The organism is Idiomarina sp. 017G (assembly GCF_004362265.1).
Classification (GTDB): domain Bacteria; phylum Pseudomonadota; class Gammaproteobacteria; order Enterobacterales; family Alteromonadaceae; genus Idiomarina; species Idiomarina loihiensis.
Map to the genome: position 1 here is coordinate 382,473 of NZ_SNWT01000001.1, position 15,401 is coordinate 397,873.

The window sequence follows — 15,401 nt, forward strand, 5'->3', positions numbered from 1 at the left end:
TAGAATTAACAGAATTAGGTAGTCGCATGTTTGAAACTAACGCAACCTACAACAACATCAAAGAAATGCGTGAGCGTAGTAATTCGCTTAGGGGGTATCTTTGACTACGATGCTAAGTTAGAGCGTCTGGAAGAAGTTACTCGTGAGATGGAACAGCCCAATGTGTGGGATGATCCACCCAAGGCGCAAGCCTTAGGTAAAGAGCGTGCGGCATTAGAGCAAGTGGTACAAACCCTGGATAAACTTCAGCAGGGGCTGGATGATGTCGAGGGTCTTGTTGATCTTGCGGTAGAAGCAGAGGACGAAGACACTTTTAACGAAGCTCATGAAGAGCTGTCCGGTTTAGTGAAACAGCTGGAAGCTTTAGAGTTTCGTCGTATGTTTTCAAAAGACAACGACTCGGCAGACTGCTACCTGGATATTCAGTCAGGCTCCGGCGGAACCGAAGCTCAGGACTGGGCTAATATGCTGCTACGCATGTATTTGCGCTGGGCAGAAGCGCATGACTTTAAAGCGGAAATTACTGAGCTGTCAGAAGGCGATGTCGCTGGTATAAAATCGGCCACGGTACGTGTGGTCGGAGAATACGCCTACGGCTGGCTGCGTACTGAAACCGGTGTGCACCGTTTGGTACGTAAATCCCCCTTCGACTCAGGTAATCGCCGCCATACATCTTTCGCTTCGGTTTTTGTTTACCCGGAAGTAGACGACGACATTGATATTGAGATTGATCCGTCTGACCTGAGGGTAGATACCTATCGGGCATCGGGTGCCGGTGGTCAGCACGTTAACCGTACCGATTCTGCGGTTCGTTTAACGCACGAACCAACAGGCATTGTGGTGCAATGTCAGAGTGACCGTTCGCAGCACAAGAACCGCGACTCAGCAATGAAACAGCTGAAAGCGAAATTGTACGAATTTGAATTACAGAAACAGAACGAAGAGAAACAGGCATTAGAAGACTCAAAAGCTGATATCGGCTGGGGCAGTCAAATTCGCTCTTATGTTCTGGACGATGCGCGTATCAAAGATTTACGTACGGGTATCGAAAACCGTAATACCCAGGCTGTGCTTGATGGCGCACTTGACCCGTTTATTGAAGCCAGCTTGAAAAGCGGGCTGTAAGTTTAATTTAAGTATCCCGACAGAGGAAAATCGATAATGACTGATAAATCGCAGGCACCTGAAGTAGACGTAAACGAACAGATCGCGCAGCGAAAGGCGAAACTGTCGGCGCTTCGCGATAAGGGTATCGCATTCCCGAACGATTTCCGTCGGGACTCGTTAGCTGCTGACTTACACGCTGAATACGATAATCTGAGTAAAGAAGAGCTGGCAGAAAAAGGCATTCGCGTGAAAGTTGCCGGCCGTATGATGACCCGCCGTATTATGGGGAAAGCCAGTTTCGCAACCATTCAGGATATGAGCGGAAAAATTCAACTGTATGTTGCCCGCGACAATCTGCCTGAAGGTTATTACAACACGGAATTTAAAAAATGGGATTTAGGCGATATTCTCGGCGCCTCTGGCACCTTGTTTATTACCGGAACCGGTGAGTTAAGCGTGCAAGTTGACGAAGTACGTTTGCTGACTAAAGCACTGCGTCCTTTGCCGGATAAATTCCATGGCTTGTCAGATCAGGAAATGCGCTATCGTCAGCGTTATCTGGACCTGATTACCAACGAAGAGTCTCGCAGTACTTTCATGGCTCGCTCTAAAATCATTGACTATATTCGTCGTTTTTTAAGTGACCGTCAGTTTCTGGAAGTTGAAACTCCTATGATGCAGGCGATTCCGGGCGGCGCCGCAGCTCGTCCTTTCAGCACGCACCATAACGCACTGGATATGGAGCTGTTTTTACGTATTGCACCAGAACTTTACCTGAAACGTTTAGTCGTTGGTGGTTTTGAGAAGGTGTTCGAAATTAACCGTAATTTCCGTAATGAAGGTCTCTCCACACGCCATAACCCAGAGTTTACTATGCTGGAGTTCTACTGGGCGTACGCGGATTATCACGACTTAATGGATTTAACCGAGCAGATGTTACGCGGCGCGGCTGAGTCGGTCTTAGGCTCTGCTCAGTTTACCAGCCAGGGCGTGGATTATGATTTCGGTAAGCCGTTTGAGCGCATGACAGTGTTGGAAGCTATTGTTAAGTACATGCCGGAAGTGAGCCTTGAGCAGCTTAATGACATGAATACAGCAACTGAAATTGCCGAGCAGGTTGGTGTCAGTGTTAAGCCGTCATGGGGCTTAGGTAAAGTTCAGATCGAAATTTTTGAGACTGTTGCTGAGCATCGTTTAATTCAGCCTACCTTTATTACTGCGTACCCGGCTGAAGTTTCACCGTTGGCTCGTCGTCACGACGACAATCCGTTTGTGACCGACCGGTTTGAATTCTTTGCCGGTGGTCGTGAGTTGGCGAATGGTTTCTCGGAGCTTAACGATGCTGAAGATCAGGCTGAACGTTTTCGCGAGCAAGTTGAACAGAAAGAAGCGGGCGATGATGAAGCCATGTTCTACGACGAAGATTATGTCACCGCACTGGAACACGGTATGCCGCCAACAGCCGGTCAGGGCATTGGTATTGACCGTCTGGTAATGTTGCTAACGGATTCTGCGTCTATTCGCGACGTATTATTGTTCCCGCATATGCGCCCAAAAGCGGATTAATTACCTCTCTGAAACAAAAAAACCCGGCTTATTAGCCGGGTTTCTTTTATCAAAAACAGCGCTTAGTGATCTTCGCCGTCAGTGTGAACGTGACCGTGCTCAAGTTCTTGCTCAGTCGCTTCACGAACTTCAATAACTTCTACGTCAAAGTTGAGGTTAACACCGGCCAGTGGGTGGTTACCGTCAACAGTCACTTCGTCGTCTTTTACTTCAACGATAACAACAGACTGTTCGCCTTGATCCGTGCTGGCACGGAACTGCATGCCAGGCTGTACTTCGTTTTCGCCGAACAGGTTACGTGGTACAGTCTGGATTAAGCCGTCATGACGTTCGCCATAAGCTTCTTCTGGTTTAACTTCTGCAGTGAAGCTATCGCCAACTTTTTTGCCTTCCAGTGCATTTTCCAGACCAGGAATCAGCATGCCACGACCGTGGATGAAGTTCAGTGGGCTGCCATCTTTAGACTGGTCCAGCGTCTGGCCATCTTCCGTTTTAACGGCATAGTTGATAGCCACGACTTTGTTTGGTGCAATGGTTTCGCTCATAAATTTAACCTAATTGATAAGGCAGTGAGTGTATTTCCAGAAGACTTGCGTCGTCATCCCGGACTCGTATAGCCGTGTCAGTGTCTATGTCACTGGGTAAAACAGCTAATAAGTCCACTTGGGTGTCGGTGCGGTTCACTGCCATAATGACCGTACCTGCACGACGCCAGTTCTCGCCAATGGCTTTCTCTAATTGCGTACCAGCAGTAACTTGAGCCGTTACTTTACCGGATAAGCGAAAGAGCGCCCGTTTCTGTTTGCCCAAATATTTCATCCGGGCAATAGTCTCCTGGCCGATATAACATCCTTTGTCAAAACTGATTCCATCCCACACCTGCAAATTCATCATTTGCGGGACAAACGCCTGGATGTTCTCAGACGTAAGTTGTGGACGAACCCGTTCAATTTCCAACGCATCCCAGTAAGGTTGCGGATAATCCGTAGAAATTGGCTGTTGGCTGAGTAACAGATATTGGTCGGGACTGGTCCCAACCTGCATTACCCGGCCATCAAATTCTGCTGCAACGCTGGCTGCTTTGCTACCGAAAACACCGGCTATGCTCCAGTCGTCGCTTACATCTTCAATAGTGACTTTACTAAAGACACCGAATTTCTTTAATTGTGCCAAAGAGCCTTCAATTGCACTGCGATGCATAATTAAAAAAACGGCGTCGTCTTCGCGATAAAGCCAGAAGATGCTAAACGCTTTTCCGGTTTGATCGCAATGTGCGCCATATAAGCAATTATCCTGGTCGAGTTTGCGTAAATCACATGTCAGCTGACCCTGTAAAAAACTGTCAGCATCTTCGCCAGAAACCGAGAGGATACCATAGTCCGTCAGTTGAACGGAAAGGTGATCCTGATTTGCGTCAGTAAAATGCTGCGTTAACTCAACCACAATGACTCCTTATTAAATGGCTTACGTGGTAATATTAGGGCACATTATCGAATTACAAGGGCAATTGCTGCGGAGATTTTATGTTGCCGTTAAAACAGTCAGAAGAAGCACTAAAAGACAAGCGTCGTTTACGTTGGGCGTGCCGCCGGGGCATGCTGGAGCTGGATGTATTATTTGAACCTTTTGTTGATCAGGCTTACGACGAACTAAGTGAAGAACAAAAAGCGGTATTTCGCCGTTTAATTACCTGCGATGACCCGGATCTTTTTGCCTGGTTTATGGGTCACCAGAAGTGTGAAGACGAAGAACTTGCTGAAATGATTCGGTTTATGTTGTCACGCGTTAAGGTATAGACCCGCGCGGTGAACCCTGACAGTTATTTTCGTTTACAGCGACCTATGCGCGTGTTGTCTGTGTCAGCGTGCGGACGTTACTGGTGGTGGCTGGGTGAACGTTGTCAATTATTCAGCAAGGCACTGGTCGTAGGCGGTATGTTGGTTTTACTGCCGCTTGCCTATAAAACAGAAAAAGGTCAGGAAAAGCGGCACTGGCTCCGGGTTTGGTGGTTTCAGTTGTCAAAGGCGCAGCAGATAAAACTGCGGCGCCAGTTACAACAGCTGTCAGAGCCTTAACTTTTCGGTGTCAGCACCGTAGGCTGAGGATCCGGCAATGTGTCAGGGTAGTCCAGAGTATAATGTAAGCCGCGACTTTCTTTACGACTAATAGCGCTTCGTACAATAAGCTCTGATACCTGCACTAAGTTACGTAACTCCAGTAAATTGTTACTCACGCGGAAGTTCGAGTAATACTCGTGAATTTCGCGCTGTAGCAACTGAATTCGATGAAGAGCCCGTTCCAGACGTTTGGTGGTACGTACAATACCCACGTAGTCCCACATAAACAGACGTAGCTCATGCCAGTTATGTTGAATTATAACTTCCTCGTCGGAATTGCCTACCTGACTTTCATCCCAGCCAGGAATATGATTTAAGGCCTTCTGATGAGGGCGCTTAGATAAAATATCTTTAGCCGCCGCACGGGCGAAAACCAGACATTCCAGCAGCGAGTTACTAGCCATGCGATTGGCTCCGTGCAGACCTGTGCAGGCAACCTCACCAACAGCATACAAGTTGGGTAAATCGGTCGCTGCGTTCATATCGGTTTTAACACCGCCACAGGTGTAATGGGCCGCAGGAACAACCGGCATCGGCTGTTTGCTGATATCAATACCCAGCGACAAGCATTTTTCCATAATGGTAGGGAAGTGATGCTGAATAAAGTCTTTCGGTTTATGAGAAATATCCAGATACATGCAGTCAGCACCCAAACGCTTCATTTCAAAGTCGATAGCTCGGGCAACCACGTCGCGCGGAGCCAATTCAGCAGACTCATGAAAGTCCGGCATAAAACGAGTTCCGTCGGGCCGTTTCAGCAAAGCGCCTTCGCCACGCAAGGCTTCGCTTAATAGAAAACTCTGCGCGTTGGGGTGAAATAAACAGGTTGGATGGAACTGATTAAATTCCATATTGGCCACACTGCAGCCTGCGCGCCAGGCCATGGCAATACCGTCGCCGCTGGCAATATCCGGGTTACTGGTATACTGATATACCTTACTTGCACCGCCCGTAGCCAATACCACACAGCCTGCCGCAACGGTTTCCACTTGTTCTTTCTGACGGCTCCAGACATAAGCTCCATAGCAACCGTCAGGTTTACCGATACGAGAACCCGTGATCAAATCGACCGCGTTGTATCGTTCCAGCACCTGAATATTTGGATGCTCCATTGCTTTTTTCTGCAATGTTGTCTGTACCGCTTTGCCGGTGGCATCTGCTGCGTGCAGAATTCGTCGATGACTGTGACCGCCTTCACGGTTCAGGTGGTACGCTGGGTTGCTGTCTTTAGACTCGACTTGATCAAAACCCACGCCGGCATCAATCAGCCATTGCAGACTTGCGCGCGCGTTTTCTGTGGTAAACTTAACGGCTTCGGGATCGCAAAGGCCGGCGCCGGCAATTAAGGTATCCTCGATGTGACTCTCAATACTGTCGTTTTCGTCGAATACTGCGGCAATGCCGCCTTGCGCGTAAAAGGTTGAGCCTTCAGTCAGCGGGCCTTTACTTAGTACCGTAACGTTTAAGTTATCGGCCAACTGTAAAGCGGTAGTTAATCCCGCGGCTCCCGAACCAATAATCAGTACATCGCATTGATAATTTGCAACAGGTTCCATAAAGTACTCAATGTGAATTTTGAACGATTTTACGCATTTGACGATATTTTTGCGAACTTTTTACATGCGGCTCTGTCACAGTCAGTAAGAAACAGGACGGGCCGCCAGTTCCAGCAGTTCCTGGGTTAAGGGAGAACAGGCTCGGATGAGCGAACAGGTGAGTGACCAACAGCTGGTCGAAAGAGTACAACAAGGTGATAACCGAGCTTTTGATCTGCTGGTAAAAAAGTATCAGCATAAAGTCATGAGTTTGATATCGCGTTATGTCAAACAACAGGGCGACGTAGCTGATGTTGCACAGGAAGCGTTTATAAAAGCGTATCGGGCGTTACCGAACTTCCGTGGCGACAGTGCCTTTTATACCTGGCTGTACCGAATTGCGGTGAATACGGCGAAAAACTATTTAGTTTCGCAAGGTAGAAAACCGCCCGCATCTGACATTGATGCAGAAGACGCAGAGTTTTATGAAGGAGCCGGTGCGCTAAGAGACAGCGCCTCTCCGGAAAGGCAAATGCTCTCTGATGAGATTCGAGATGTGGTATTAAAAACAATTGATGAATTGCCGGATGATTTACGTCGGGCAATTACTTTAAGGGAAATTGAAGGTCTCGGTTACGAGGAAATTGCGCTAGAAATGGATTGTCCTATAGGTACTGTCCGCTCTCGCATCTTTCGCGCTCGGGAAGCAATAGATAATCAACTCCGACCGTTGCTGGAACGGTAAACTAACAGAGGGGCATCTATGTCTCGGAATAAATCAGAATCAACATCCGCGCTGTTTGATGAACAACTCATCAATGCCGATGAAATTGAAGCACTGTTGCAAGATGAACAGGCTCAGCAGGAGTGGCACCGTTACAGTGTTATTCGCGCGGCAATAAAAGGTGACTTAAACTCGGATATCAGCCTTGATATTAGCGAGCGTGTTCGTGTTAGCGTAAGCCAGGAGTCCAATGTCGTTAAGCCAGGTTTTGGTCGCTCTAAGAGCCAGAATAAAGCGGCTTCACGTTGGTTCCAGCCTTTCGCCAAAGTTGCCGTTGCAGCAAGTGTGGCCGTGGTTGCGGTGATGACAGTGCAAACTTATCAGCAACCCGCGACACCCGATGGTAGCAGCGCAGAACCTACTCTGCTGACCAGCCCCATTGGTGGTGGCCGTGAGCCGGTGAGCTTGAATCGTGTTGAGCCAATGTCGCAAATCAGCGATCAGCAAAGACGCCGTCAGGTTCAGTCATACCTGATTGATCATCAACAACAATTGATGTTGCAGCAGAAAACAGAGCAAGCAGAAAAAGATGAGCAGTCAGAGCAGGAGCTCAACAAAGGTAATTAAGGCTATGATAACTCGGTTGTATCGGTCTATTTTATGTGGCGCTGTTTTATTCGCCAGCACCTTCTCGGTAAGCGCACAGCAGACTAACGAACCAGCAGAAAGTGGCGCTGACTGGTTCAACCGTATGGCAGAAGCTTTAACTGAACTGAATTTTGAGGCTTCTTTAGTTCATGTACATGGTGATCAAATTGAGCCTTATCAGTGGCTACAGGGCAACGATCCGGAGACAGGAAGTACCGAACTGTTAATTCAAATGAACGGTCCGGACTTTCGCATCTTAAGAGTGGATAACAAGGTTGCCCACTTTAATACCTCATCCAGTAATTACGCGCTAGAGTCTGATACTATTACCGCTATCTTTCCGGCCGCATTTTCTCAACCCTTTGAGGGTCTTAGCCATAGTTATCAAGTTATGGTGGGTGGTGGTGCACGGGTTTTAGGTCGCAATGCGCAGCATATTCGTATTTTAAGCCGAGATAATCAACGTTACAGCTATGCACTATGGATTGACCGCAAGAACGGTATGCCGCTTAAAATGATCATGATGAATCAGTCCGGCGATGTTGTGGAGCAAATGCAACTAACCAGTTTATCGGTTCGTGATACCGCTCCCGAAATAACCAAAGAAATAAGCAATATTGAAATGCCACCGCTGTTAAAAGACCTCCGTGTGCAAAGTGCGATAAACTACAGTGTTGGGCCGCGGTGGGCACCGCGAGGATTCAAATTATTAAGCCAGCAAAGCCACACTCTCGTTGTTGACGCAACGCCGGTTGATCATTATTTGTTTTCCGATGGCCTCGCCGAATATTCTGTTTATGTGGCTGAGCTAACAGAAGGTATGGAAACCGATCTCGCGCTATCTTCTTCACACACTTTGTTCTCAAAGCGTTATAATAACTTTCTTGTGACAGTGGTGGGTCAGGTACCTTTAACCATGGCTCAACGCATAGCGGCGGAAGTTAAATAATGAAAGAAGTAGCAGAAGTAACCGCGGTTGATGGCAACCGCGTAACCGTTACCACCCAGTTAAAAACGGCCTGTTCGGGTTGCGCGCAGGTATCTAACTGTGGCGCTGGCATTTTAAGTAAAGTTTTTGCCGACCGAAATGCGCAGTTTACTGTGGTTACCGAACAAACGTTTAGTCCCGGCGACCAGGTGCAACTAGAAGTACCGGAAACCGCAGTAACACGTTTTGCTCTACTACTCTACGGTTTACCTATACTGACACTGTTGCTATTAGCTGTGCTACTGGAAAACACAGGCACGTTACCCGAAGGTTTTGTTATTTTATTGTCCTTTGCTGGCTTTGCTTTTACCTTCTGGGGACTAAAACGCTGGTTCCGTAAACGTGACATTCAAGTCAATGCAATGGTCAAACTGGAAACCGTCGCGGCTGAAGTTCAGCACTGAAACCCCTGAACTGTCATAAAGTCCTTTGTTCTTGCCGCTAACATGAGTATGATCGGGACTAATTTTTTAAGTTCCAGAATTCAGTTTTACAGAGGTATCATCAATGCCGAATAGGGCGTTCAAGCAAAGTAATATTCGTAACTTCTCGATCATCGCTCACATTGACCACGGTAAATCCACCTTGTCCGACCGCTTGATCCAGCATTGCGGTGGACTGACTGACCGTGAAATGGCTGAGCAAGTACTCGATTCCATGGATTTGGAGCGTGAGCGGGGTATTACGATTAAAGCGCAGAGCGTAACCCTTTATTACACGGCTAAAGATGGTGAAACCTATCAGTTAAACTTCATCGATACGCCAGGGCATGTTGACTTCTCTTATGAAGTCTCGCGTTCGTTGGCGGGTTGTGAAGGCGCACTGCTGGTTGTTGATGCAGCTCAGGGTGTTGAAGCGCAGACTTTGGCAAACTGTTATACCGCTATTGAAATGGACCTGGAAGTTGTTCCGGTATTGAACAAAATTGACTTGCCGCAGGCCGATGCTATGGGCGTTGCACAGGAAATAGAGGACATTGTCGGCATTGAAGCTGTGGATGCGGTTCAGTGTTCGGCTAAAACTGGTTTAGGTATTGGCGACGTGCTTGAGCGCATTGTCCGGCAAATACCGCCGCCTAAGGGCGAACCAGAAGAGCCATTACAGGCACTGATTATTGACTCCTGGTTTGATAATTATCAGGGGGTTGTTTCTTTGGTTCGCGTGCGCAATGGAACGTTGCGTGCCGGCGAGAAAATGACAGTAATGTCCACTGGTCAGTCGTATCAAATTGATAAAGTTGGTTATTTTGACCCGAAACCTCACGAGACCGGCATTTTGCACACCGGCGAGGTGGGCTATGTTATTTCGGGTATCAAAGACATTCTGGGCGCACCGGTCGGTGACACCCTGACCAATACACGTAACCCGGCAAAAGAGCCGGTACCCGGCTTTAAAAAAGTAAAGCCTCAGGTTTACGCAGGTATGTTCCCAATCAGCTCAGAGGACTATGAGTCGTTTAGGGATGCTTTGGGTAAGTTGTCGTTAAATGACGCGTCACTTTTTTATGAGCCGGAAAATTCTGCTGCACTTGGTTTTGGTTTTCGTTGTGGTTTCCTTGGCATGCTGCACATGGAAATTATTCAGGAACGCTTAGAGCGTGAGTACGACATAGACCTGATTACCACTGCACCAACGGTTGTTTATGAAGTTGAAAAGACCGATGGCAGTATAGTCAAAGTGGATAACCCGGTGAACTTGCCAGCGGTTAACGATATTGAAACCATTTATGAACCTATTGTGGAAGCTAACATTTTGGTTCCGCAAGAGTTTCTGGGTAATGTTATTACCTTATGTGTTGATAAGCGTGGCGTACAAACGGCTATGGCTTATCACGGTAAACAAGTTGCGGTAACTTACGAACTGCCTATGGCAGAAGTGGTTATGGATTTCTTCGACCGGTTGAAATCGACCAGTCGTGGTTACGCTTCACTGGATTATCAGTTCAAGAAATTTGAACCTGCGGACATGGTTCGTGTCGATATACTGATTAACGGCGACCGGGTAGATGCGCTGGCAATGATCACCCACCGTGATCATGCTGAAGGGCGCGGCCGCCTGTTAGTTGATAAAATGCGTGAGTTAATTCCACGACAAATGTTTGATATTGCCATTCAGGCGACCATTGGCAACCATGTTATTGCGCGCTCGACGGTCAAGCAGCTGCGTAAAAACGTAACAGCTAAGTGTTATGGCGGTGACGTTAGTCGTAAGAAGAAGCTTTTACAAAAACAAAAAGAGGGTAAAAAGCGCATGAAGAACCTGGGTAACGTAGAAGTACCTCAGGAAGCCTTCCTTGCGGTTTTAAAAGTAGGCAAATAGGAAATGGCCAATTATTTTTCAATTATTTTAACCGTTATTACGGTTCTGTCCGGGTTGTTATGGCTTTACGATGCGCGAGTACTGAAGCCAAAGCGTAAAGCGGTTATTGCGGAGGTTGAGACAAAAACAACCAAGGCTTTAACCGACGAGCAAATTGACACTCTGGCGCCTCAGCCTAAACTTATGGAGCTGAGCGAGTCTATTTTTCCGGTTATTGCTTTAGTACTGGTGGTTCGTACATTGTTATACGAGCCGTTCCAGATACCGTCAGGCTCAATGATGCCGACGTTGCTGAAAGGTGATTTCATTCTGGTAGAAAAGTTTTCCTACGGTATTAAAGATCCGCTTTTTCAAAAGACGCTGGTGGATACCTCGTTGCCGGAACGCGGTGATATTGCGGTATTTAAGTACCCAGAAGAACCAAATATAGATTATATAAAGCGCATTATTGGCTTGCCCGGTGACCGTATTATTTACCGTGACAAGTCGCTTTATATTCAGCCCGCTTGCGCTGTTGGCGAGAAAGATTGTGAAGAAATGAAAGTGGTATCCACTGCGTTAAAAGCAGATGGTGAATATTTCTCCGGTTCGTCACCTTTACGCACTTATGACGAGCACTTAGGTGATGTAAACCACGAAATTCTTATCGACCCACGTGTTGCGCCGCGCACTATGCTTTATTTTAATCAGCCGGGCACACAGAAAGACGAGTGGGTGGTGCCGGAAGGCCAGTATTTTGCTATGGGTGATAACCGCGATAATTCTCGTGATAGCCGCTATTGGGGCTTCGTTGACGAAGAACTGCTGGTTGGCAAAGCGGTGTTCATCTGGATGAGTTTTGAAATGGATCGCAGTAGCGATAGTTGGTTGCCGTCGTGGGTTCCTACGGGAGTTCGATTTGAAAGGCTAGGGAGTATTGAGTGAGTTTGCCCAAACCACCTTTAACGGAACTGGAAAAAATTGTTGGTTATAGCTTTGAACAGCAGGATTTCTTGCGTCAGGCAATGACCCACCGTAGTGCTTCATCAACGCACAATGAACGCCTGGAGTTTCTGGGCGATTCTATTTTAGGTCTGGTAATAGCTGAAGCTTTGTATCAAAAATTTCCCAAAGTCGCAGAAGGCGATTTAAGCCGCATGCGCGCCGCGATAGTTTGTGGTCGTTCTTTGGCGAAGCTGGGTAAGAAAATGGGGCTAGGCGATTTTTTGTCGCTAGGCCAGGGCGAGTTAAAAAGCGGCGGTTATCGCCGTGAATCCATTCTTGCTGATGCAGTAGAAGCCATTATTGGTGCCATTTATCTGGACAGTGACATGGATACCATTCGGCAGGTCATTCTTAACTGGTTTGAACCCCAGTTAACCTTGATTGAGCCCGGCACTAGCCAGAAAGACCCAAAAACACGCCTGCAGGAGTTACTGCAGTCCCGTCAGAAGCCTTTACCTGAGTACGACGTGGTCGCTACGCAGGGGCAGGCGCATAATCAACAATTTACCGTAAACTGTTCTGTAGAAGGTATCGAAAGTCCTTTTAAAGGCACAGGTACCAGCCGCCGTAAAGCCGAACAGGCTGCAGCAACGGCCGCATTAGAACATTTGCAGGAGAGCGCATGACGCTGGATATAGAACTGGACGAGAATAAACACAGCGGCTTTGTCGCCATTGTTGGTCGTCCGAATGTGGGGAAATCCACACTGATTAATCGGTTGCTGGGGCAGAAAATCAGTATTACCTCGAATAAACCTCAGACCACCCGTCATCGTATTTTAGGCGTAGATACCGACGATGGCTGTCAGGCTATTTATGTCGACACGCCTGGTATGCACAAACAGGAACCTCGTGCGATAAACCGCGTGATGAACCAGACTGCATCCTCCGCCTTGAAAGATGTGGACCTAGTGCTTTTTGTGGTTGAAAACCTAAAGTGGTTAGAAGACGACAAAATGGTGCTGGAGAAAATTCAGCGCAGTAAAGTGCCGGTAGTGTTATTGGTTAATAAAGTTGACCAATTGAAAGACAAAGAGCGCTTATTACCGCACTTGCAGTGGCTGAATGAACAGCATAAGTTTGATGCTATTCTGCCCATATCGGCAACACACGGCGACAATGTTGACGAGCTAAGAAAAATTGTTCGTTCGCATTTGCAGCCAGGCTACCACTATTATCCGGAAGACTACGTAACGGACCGTTCTGTGCGCTTTATGGCGGCAGAAATTGTGCGTGAAAAGCTTATGCGTTTTACCGGTGACGAACTGCCGTATGAAACGACAGTGGAAATTGAGCAGTTTGGTCAGTCTGAAAAAGGCACCACTCATATTCATGCCTTAATACTGGTTGAACGCGAAGCGCAGAAGCGGATGATTATCGGGCAGGGTGGCAGCAAACTGAAAACCATAGGCACCGAAGCCCGGCGCGATCTAGAAAAACTGCTGGACAACAAAGTCATGATGAAACTTTGGGTGAAGGTAAAATCTGGTTGGTCGGACGACGAACGAGCCTTGAAAAGTCTGGGCTACCGGGAAGATTAATCGGTGGCGCAGCGGGCACTGGTGTTGCATCGTTGGGACTATCAGGAAACCAGTCTCATTCTGGATCTGTTCACTGAAGATAAGGGACGGGTTCGGGTGGTGGCAAAAGGCGCTAAGCGCCCGAAAAGCCCCTGGCGCGGTTTAGCACAACCTTTTATGCCACTGTTGGCCGAGTTTCAGGGGCGCAGCGACTTAAAAACCTTAACCTTGCTGGAGCCGCAGCAGACAACCCAAAAGCTGCTGTTGCAGGGCGATAAACTCTACAGTGGCTTTTACCTCAATGAGTTAATTCAACGGCTGGTGCCGGCAGAAGCTGAAGCCCCCGAGCTTTTTGAAAGCTATTTGTCAGCCTTACAAAACATGACCAACAGCGAGCGTGTAGAGCCTGCTTTGCGTCAGTTTGAATGGCAGTTATTGCAGCATTTAGGAGCGGCATTTGACTGGCATTATGACGCCGACACCGGTAATGTGCTGTCCGACTCGAAGTGGTGCTATTTTATTCCCGATCATGGCTTTGTGACCCAAGCCAGAGACAATCAACAACGAGCGTATTCGGTGGTGGATATTCAAAAACTGGCCGCGTGGGATGTTGACGACGAAAACCGCTTAAGACTGCTAAAATATATTATGCGTGACGCCTTAGCGGTTTACTTAGGTGATAAACCGCTGCGCAGTCGTGAATTGTTCCGAGGCACTAAGCGTCAGTGAATTACGAAGAACTAGCCGAAAGCGAAAGGAGCTGAATAATGAAAGGTTTACGCCTGGGCGTTAACATTGACCATGTGGCCACGTTGCGTAACGCGCGTGGAGTTCGTTATCCCGACCCGGTAGCTGCGGCAGCTATTGCCGAACAAGCTGGTGCCGACGGCATTACCATTCATTTGCGTGAAGACCGCCGCCACATTACTGACCGCGACGTTGCCATGCTGAAGCAGACACTGAACGTTCCCATGAATCTGGAAATGGCTGTTACCGAGGAAATGCTCGATATAGCGATAAAGACGCAGCCTACTTACAGTTGTCTGGTACCGGAAAAACGCCAGGAACTGACTACGGAAGGTGGCCTGAATGTTGCCGGTCAGTTAGAAACCATCACCGATGCCACTCGTCGCTTAAGTGATGCCGGTATTCAGGTGTCGTTGTTTATTGACGCCGACCATGAGCAAATAGACGCCGCTAAAAAAGCCGGTGCACCCATTGTGGAGTTACACACAGGGCAATACGCTGAGGCCGAAACTGAAGAGCAGCGTACTGTTGAACTGGCACGCTTAATGGAAGCGTCAGAATACGCGCATTCTATTGGTTTGCAGGTGAATGTAGGTCACGGTCTGCACTATCACAACACATTAGAAGTGGCGGAAATTCCACAAGTTTGTGAACTGAATATTGGTCATTCGATTATTGCCCGTGCGGTATTGGTTGGCTTGGATCAGGCTGTGCGCGATATGCGCAATATTTTAGATAAGGCACGCTAATGGCAATTTGGGGCTTAGGTACTGACATTGTTGAAGTAACCCGTATAGAGCAGTCGTTAGCGCGTGGCAACAGTTTAGTGAAACGCGTGTTAACACCAAAAGAACAGGAAGAAATGACAGCCTCGGTTGACGAAGCTGCTTTTCTGGCCAAACGTTTTGCTGCCAAAGAAGCCTGCTCCAAAGCTTTTGGTCGTGGTATTTCTGCCGGATTGTCTTTTCAGCATATGCAGGTAGTGCATAACGAATACGGTAAACCGGAGTGGCATTTCACCGAAACCGCCGAACAATGGATAAAAGAGCAGGGCATTACTGGCAGTCATTTATCCATTAGTGACGAAAAGCACTACGCGGTAGCAACGGTTATTTTAGAAACAGATTAGAAATAAATCAGGTAAAGC

At 47.7% G+C, this 15,401-nt stretch carries 18 protein-coding genes; 15 read left to right on the forward strand and 3 right to left on the reverse strand.

Going from position 1 to position 15,401, the window contains the following annotated elements; genetic code table 11:
• Window positions 1-26 precede the first annotated feature (26 nt).
• Both prfB and lysS read left to right on the forward strand, forming a co-directional pair.
• A protein-coding gene (prfB, locus tag DEU30_RS01875) for a peptide chain release factor 2 (RefSeq protein WP_110012522.1) occupies window positions 27-1,125 on the forward strand; the annotation gives its coding sequence in 2 pieces (ribosomal slippage) (window positions 27-101 and window positions 103-1,125; 1,098 coding nt in all).
• Window positions 1,126-1,161: 36 nt separating this feature from the next.
• The gene (lysS, locus tag DEU30_RS01880) at window positions 1,162-2,673 is read left to right on the forward strand and encodes a lysine--tRNA ligase (protein WP_011234073.1); all 1,512 of its coding nucleotides are present in this window, start codon (window positions 1,162-1,164) and stop codon (window positions 2,671-2,673) included.
• Window positions 2,674-2,735: 62 nt separating this feature from the next.
• Here lysS and slyD read toward each other — a convergent pair whose 3' ends face one another.
• Window positions 2,736-3,218, reverse strand: a complete 483-nt coding sequence (gene slyD / locus DEU30_RS01885) for a peptidylprolyl isomerase (protein ID WP_034820491.1) — start codon at window positions 3,216-3,218, stop codon at window positions 2,736-2,738.
• 4 nt (window positions 3,219-3,222) lie between these two features.
• Entirely contained in the window at window positions 3,223-4,116 is an 894-nt protein-coding gene (locus DEU30_RS01890; RefSeq protein WP_011234071.1) for a hypothetical protein, read from the reverse strand.
• An 80-nt stretch (window positions 4,117-4,196) separates the two neighbouring features.
• Here DEU30_RS01890 and DEU30_RS01895 point away from each other — a divergent pair, with 80 nt between their 5' ends.
• Window positions 4,197-4,469, forward strand: a complete 273-nt coding sequence (locus DEU30_RS01895; RefSeq protein WP_011234070.1) for a succinate dehydrogenase assembly factor 2 — start codon at window positions 4,197-4,199, stop codon at window positions 4,467-4,469.
• Window positions 4,470-4,478: 9 nt separating this feature from the next.
• Window positions 4,479-4,748: a hypothetical protein gene (locus DEU30_RS01900; RefSeq protein ID WP_011234069.1), complete on the forward strand. Its 270-nt coding sequence runs from the start codon at window positions 4,479-4,481 to the stop codon at window positions 4,746-4,748.
• Here the strand turns inward: DEU30_RS01900 and nadB are convergent.
• Entirely contained in the window at window positions 4,745-6,346 is a 1,602-nt protein-coding gene (gene nadB / locus DEU30_RS01905) for an L-aspartate oxidase (RefSeq protein WP_011234068.1), read from the reverse strand. The genes DEU30_RS01900 and nadB overlap by 4 nt on opposite strands.
• Window positions 6,347-6,491: 145 nt before the next feature.
• Between nadB and rpoE the strand changes: the two genes are divergently transcribed.
• The 11 genes from rpoE (at window position 6,492) to acpS (ending at window position 15,383) form a co-directional block, all read left to right on the forward strand.
• Window positions 6,492-7,070 carry an RNA polymerase sigma factor RpoE gene (gene rpoE / locus DEU30_RS01910; RefSeq protein WP_011234067.1) on the forward strand — a complete coding sequence of 193 codons (579 nt, stop codon included), beginning with the start codon at window positions 6,492-6,494 and terminating at the stop codon, window positions 7,068-7,070.
• Between the two features lie 18 nt (window positions 7,071-7,088).
• Window positions 7,089-7,676, forward strand: coding sequence for a sigma-E factor negative regulatory protein (locus tag DEU30_RS01915; RefSeq protein WP_110012520.1), 588 nt, complete (start codon window positions 7,089-7,091; stop codon window positions 7,674-7,676).
• A gap of 4 nt (window positions 7,677-7,680) precedes the next feature.
• The gene (locus DEU30_RS01920; protein WP_110012519.1) at window positions 7,681-8,646 is read left to right on the forward strand and encodes a MucB/RseB C-terminal domain-containing protein; all 966 of its coding nucleotides are present in this window, start codon (window positions 7,681-7,683) and stop codon (window positions 8,644-8,646) included.
• Window positions 8,646-9,089, forward strand: coding sequence for a SoxR reducing system RseC family protein (locus DEU30_RS01925; RefSeq protein ID WP_011234064.1), 444 nt, complete (start codon window positions 8,646-8,648; stop codon window positions 9,087-9,089). The genes DEU30_RS01920 and DEU30_RS01925 overlap by 1 nt, the downstream gene beginning before the upstream one ends.
• 103 nt (window positions 9,090-9,192) lie before the next feature.
• Complete coding sequence (gene lepA, locus DEU30_RS01930) at window positions 9,193-11,004, forward strand: translation elongation factor 4 (protein ID WP_114981465.1); 1,812 nt, start codon at window positions 9,193-9,195, stop codon at window positions 11,002-11,004.
• Window positions 11,005-11,007: 3 nt separating this feature from the next.
• Window positions 11,008-11,928, forward strand: coding sequence for a signal peptidase I (gene lepB / locus DEU30_RS01935; RefSeq protein WP_114981463.1), 921 nt, complete (start codon window positions 11,008-11,010; stop codon window positions 11,926-11,928).
• Window positions 11,925-12,614: a ribonuclease III gene (rnc, locus tag DEU30_RS01940; RefSeq protein WP_114981462.1), complete on the forward strand. Its 690-nt coding sequence runs from the start codon at window positions 11,925-11,927 to the stop codon at window positions 12,612-12,614. Before lepB ends, rnc begins: the two co-directional genes overlap by 4 nt.
• Complete coding sequence (gene era / locus DEU30_RS01945) at window positions 12,611-13,528, forward strand: GTPase Era (protein ID WP_011234060.1); 918 nt, start codon at window positions 12,611-12,613, stop codon at window positions 13,526-13,528. Before rnc ends, era begins: the two co-directional genes overlap by 4 nt.
• Before the next feature lie 3 nt (window positions 13,529-13,531).
• Window positions 13,532-14,236: a DNA repair protein RecO gene (gene recO / locus DEU30_RS01950; RefSeq protein ID WP_114981460.1), complete on the forward strand. Its 705-nt coding sequence runs from the start codon at window positions 13,532-13,534 to the stop codon at window positions 14,234-14,236.
• A 38-nt stretch (window positions 14,237-14,274) separates the two neighbouring features.
• Window positions 14,275-15,003: a pyridoxine 5'-phosphate synthase gene (gene pdxJ, locus DEU30_RS01955; protein WP_011234058.1), complete on the forward strand. Its 729-nt coding sequence runs from the start codon at window positions 14,275-14,277 to the stop codon at window positions 15,001-15,003.
• The gene (gene acpS / locus DEU30_RS01960) at window positions 15,003-15,383 is read left to right on the forward strand and encodes a holo-ACP synthase (RefSeq protein WP_114981458.1); all 381 of its coding nucleotides are present in this window, start codon (window positions 15,003-15,005) and stop codon (window positions 15,381-15,383) included. The genes pdxJ and acpS overlap by 1 nt, the downstream gene beginning before the upstream one ends.
• Window positions 15,384-15,401: the final 18 nt, after the last annotated feature.

What these genes read in the sequence shown, in the direction of transcription:
- lysS (WP_011234073.1), top strand. Translation starts at nt 1,162, where the DNA reads ATGACTGATAAATCGCAGGCACCTGAAGTAGACGTAAACGAACAGATC.
- slyD (WP_034820491.1), bottom strand. Translation starts at nt 3,218, where the DNA reads ATGAGCGAAACCATTGCACCAAACAAAGTCGTGGCTATCAACTATGCC.
- DEU30_RS01895 (WP_011234070.1), top strand. Translation starts at nt 4,197, where the DNA reads ATGTTGCCGTTAAAACAGTCAGAAGAAGCACTAAAAGACAAGCGTCGT.
- nadB (WP_011234068.1), bottom strand. Translation starts at nt 6,346, where the DNA reads ATGGAACCTGTTGCAAATTATCAATGCGATGTACTGATTATTGGTTCG.
- rpoE (WP_011234067.1), top strand. Translation starts at nt 6,492, where the DNA reads ATGAGCGAACAGGTGAGTGACCAACAGCTGGTCGAAAGAGTACAACAA.
- DEU30_RS01915 (WP_110012520.1), top strand. Translation starts at nt 7,089, where the DNA reads ATGTCTCGGAATAAATCAGAATCAACATCCGCGCTGTTTGATGAACAA.
- DEU30_RS01920 (WP_110012519.1), top strand. Translation starts at nt 7,681, where the DNA reads ATGATAACTCGGTTGTATCGGTCTATTTTATGTGGCGCTGTTTTATTC.
- DEU30_RS01925 (WP_011234064.1), top strand. Translation starts at nt 8,646, where the DNA reads ATGAAAGAAGTAGCAGAAGTAACCGCGGTTGATGGCAACCGCGTAACC.
- lepA (WP_114981465.1), top strand. Translation starts at nt 9,193, where the DNA reads ATGCCGAATAGGGCGTTCAAGCAAAGTAATATTCGTAACTTCTCGATC.
- lepB (WP_114981463.1), top strand. Translation starts at nt 11,008, where the DNA reads ATGGCCAATTATTTTTCAATTATTTTAACCGTTATTACGGTTCTGTCC.
- era (WP_011234060.1), top strand. Translation starts at nt 12,611, where the DNA reads ATGACGCTGGATATAGAACTGGACGAGAATAAACACAGCGGCTTTGTC.
- pdxJ (WP_011234058.1), top strand. Translation starts at nt 14,275, where the DNA reads ATGAAAGGTTTACGCCTGGGCGTTAACATTGACCATGTGGCCACGTTG.
- acpS (WP_114981458.1), top strand. Translation starts at nt 15,003, where the DNA reads ATGGCAATTTGGGGCTTAGGTACTGACATTGTTGAAGTAACCCGTATA.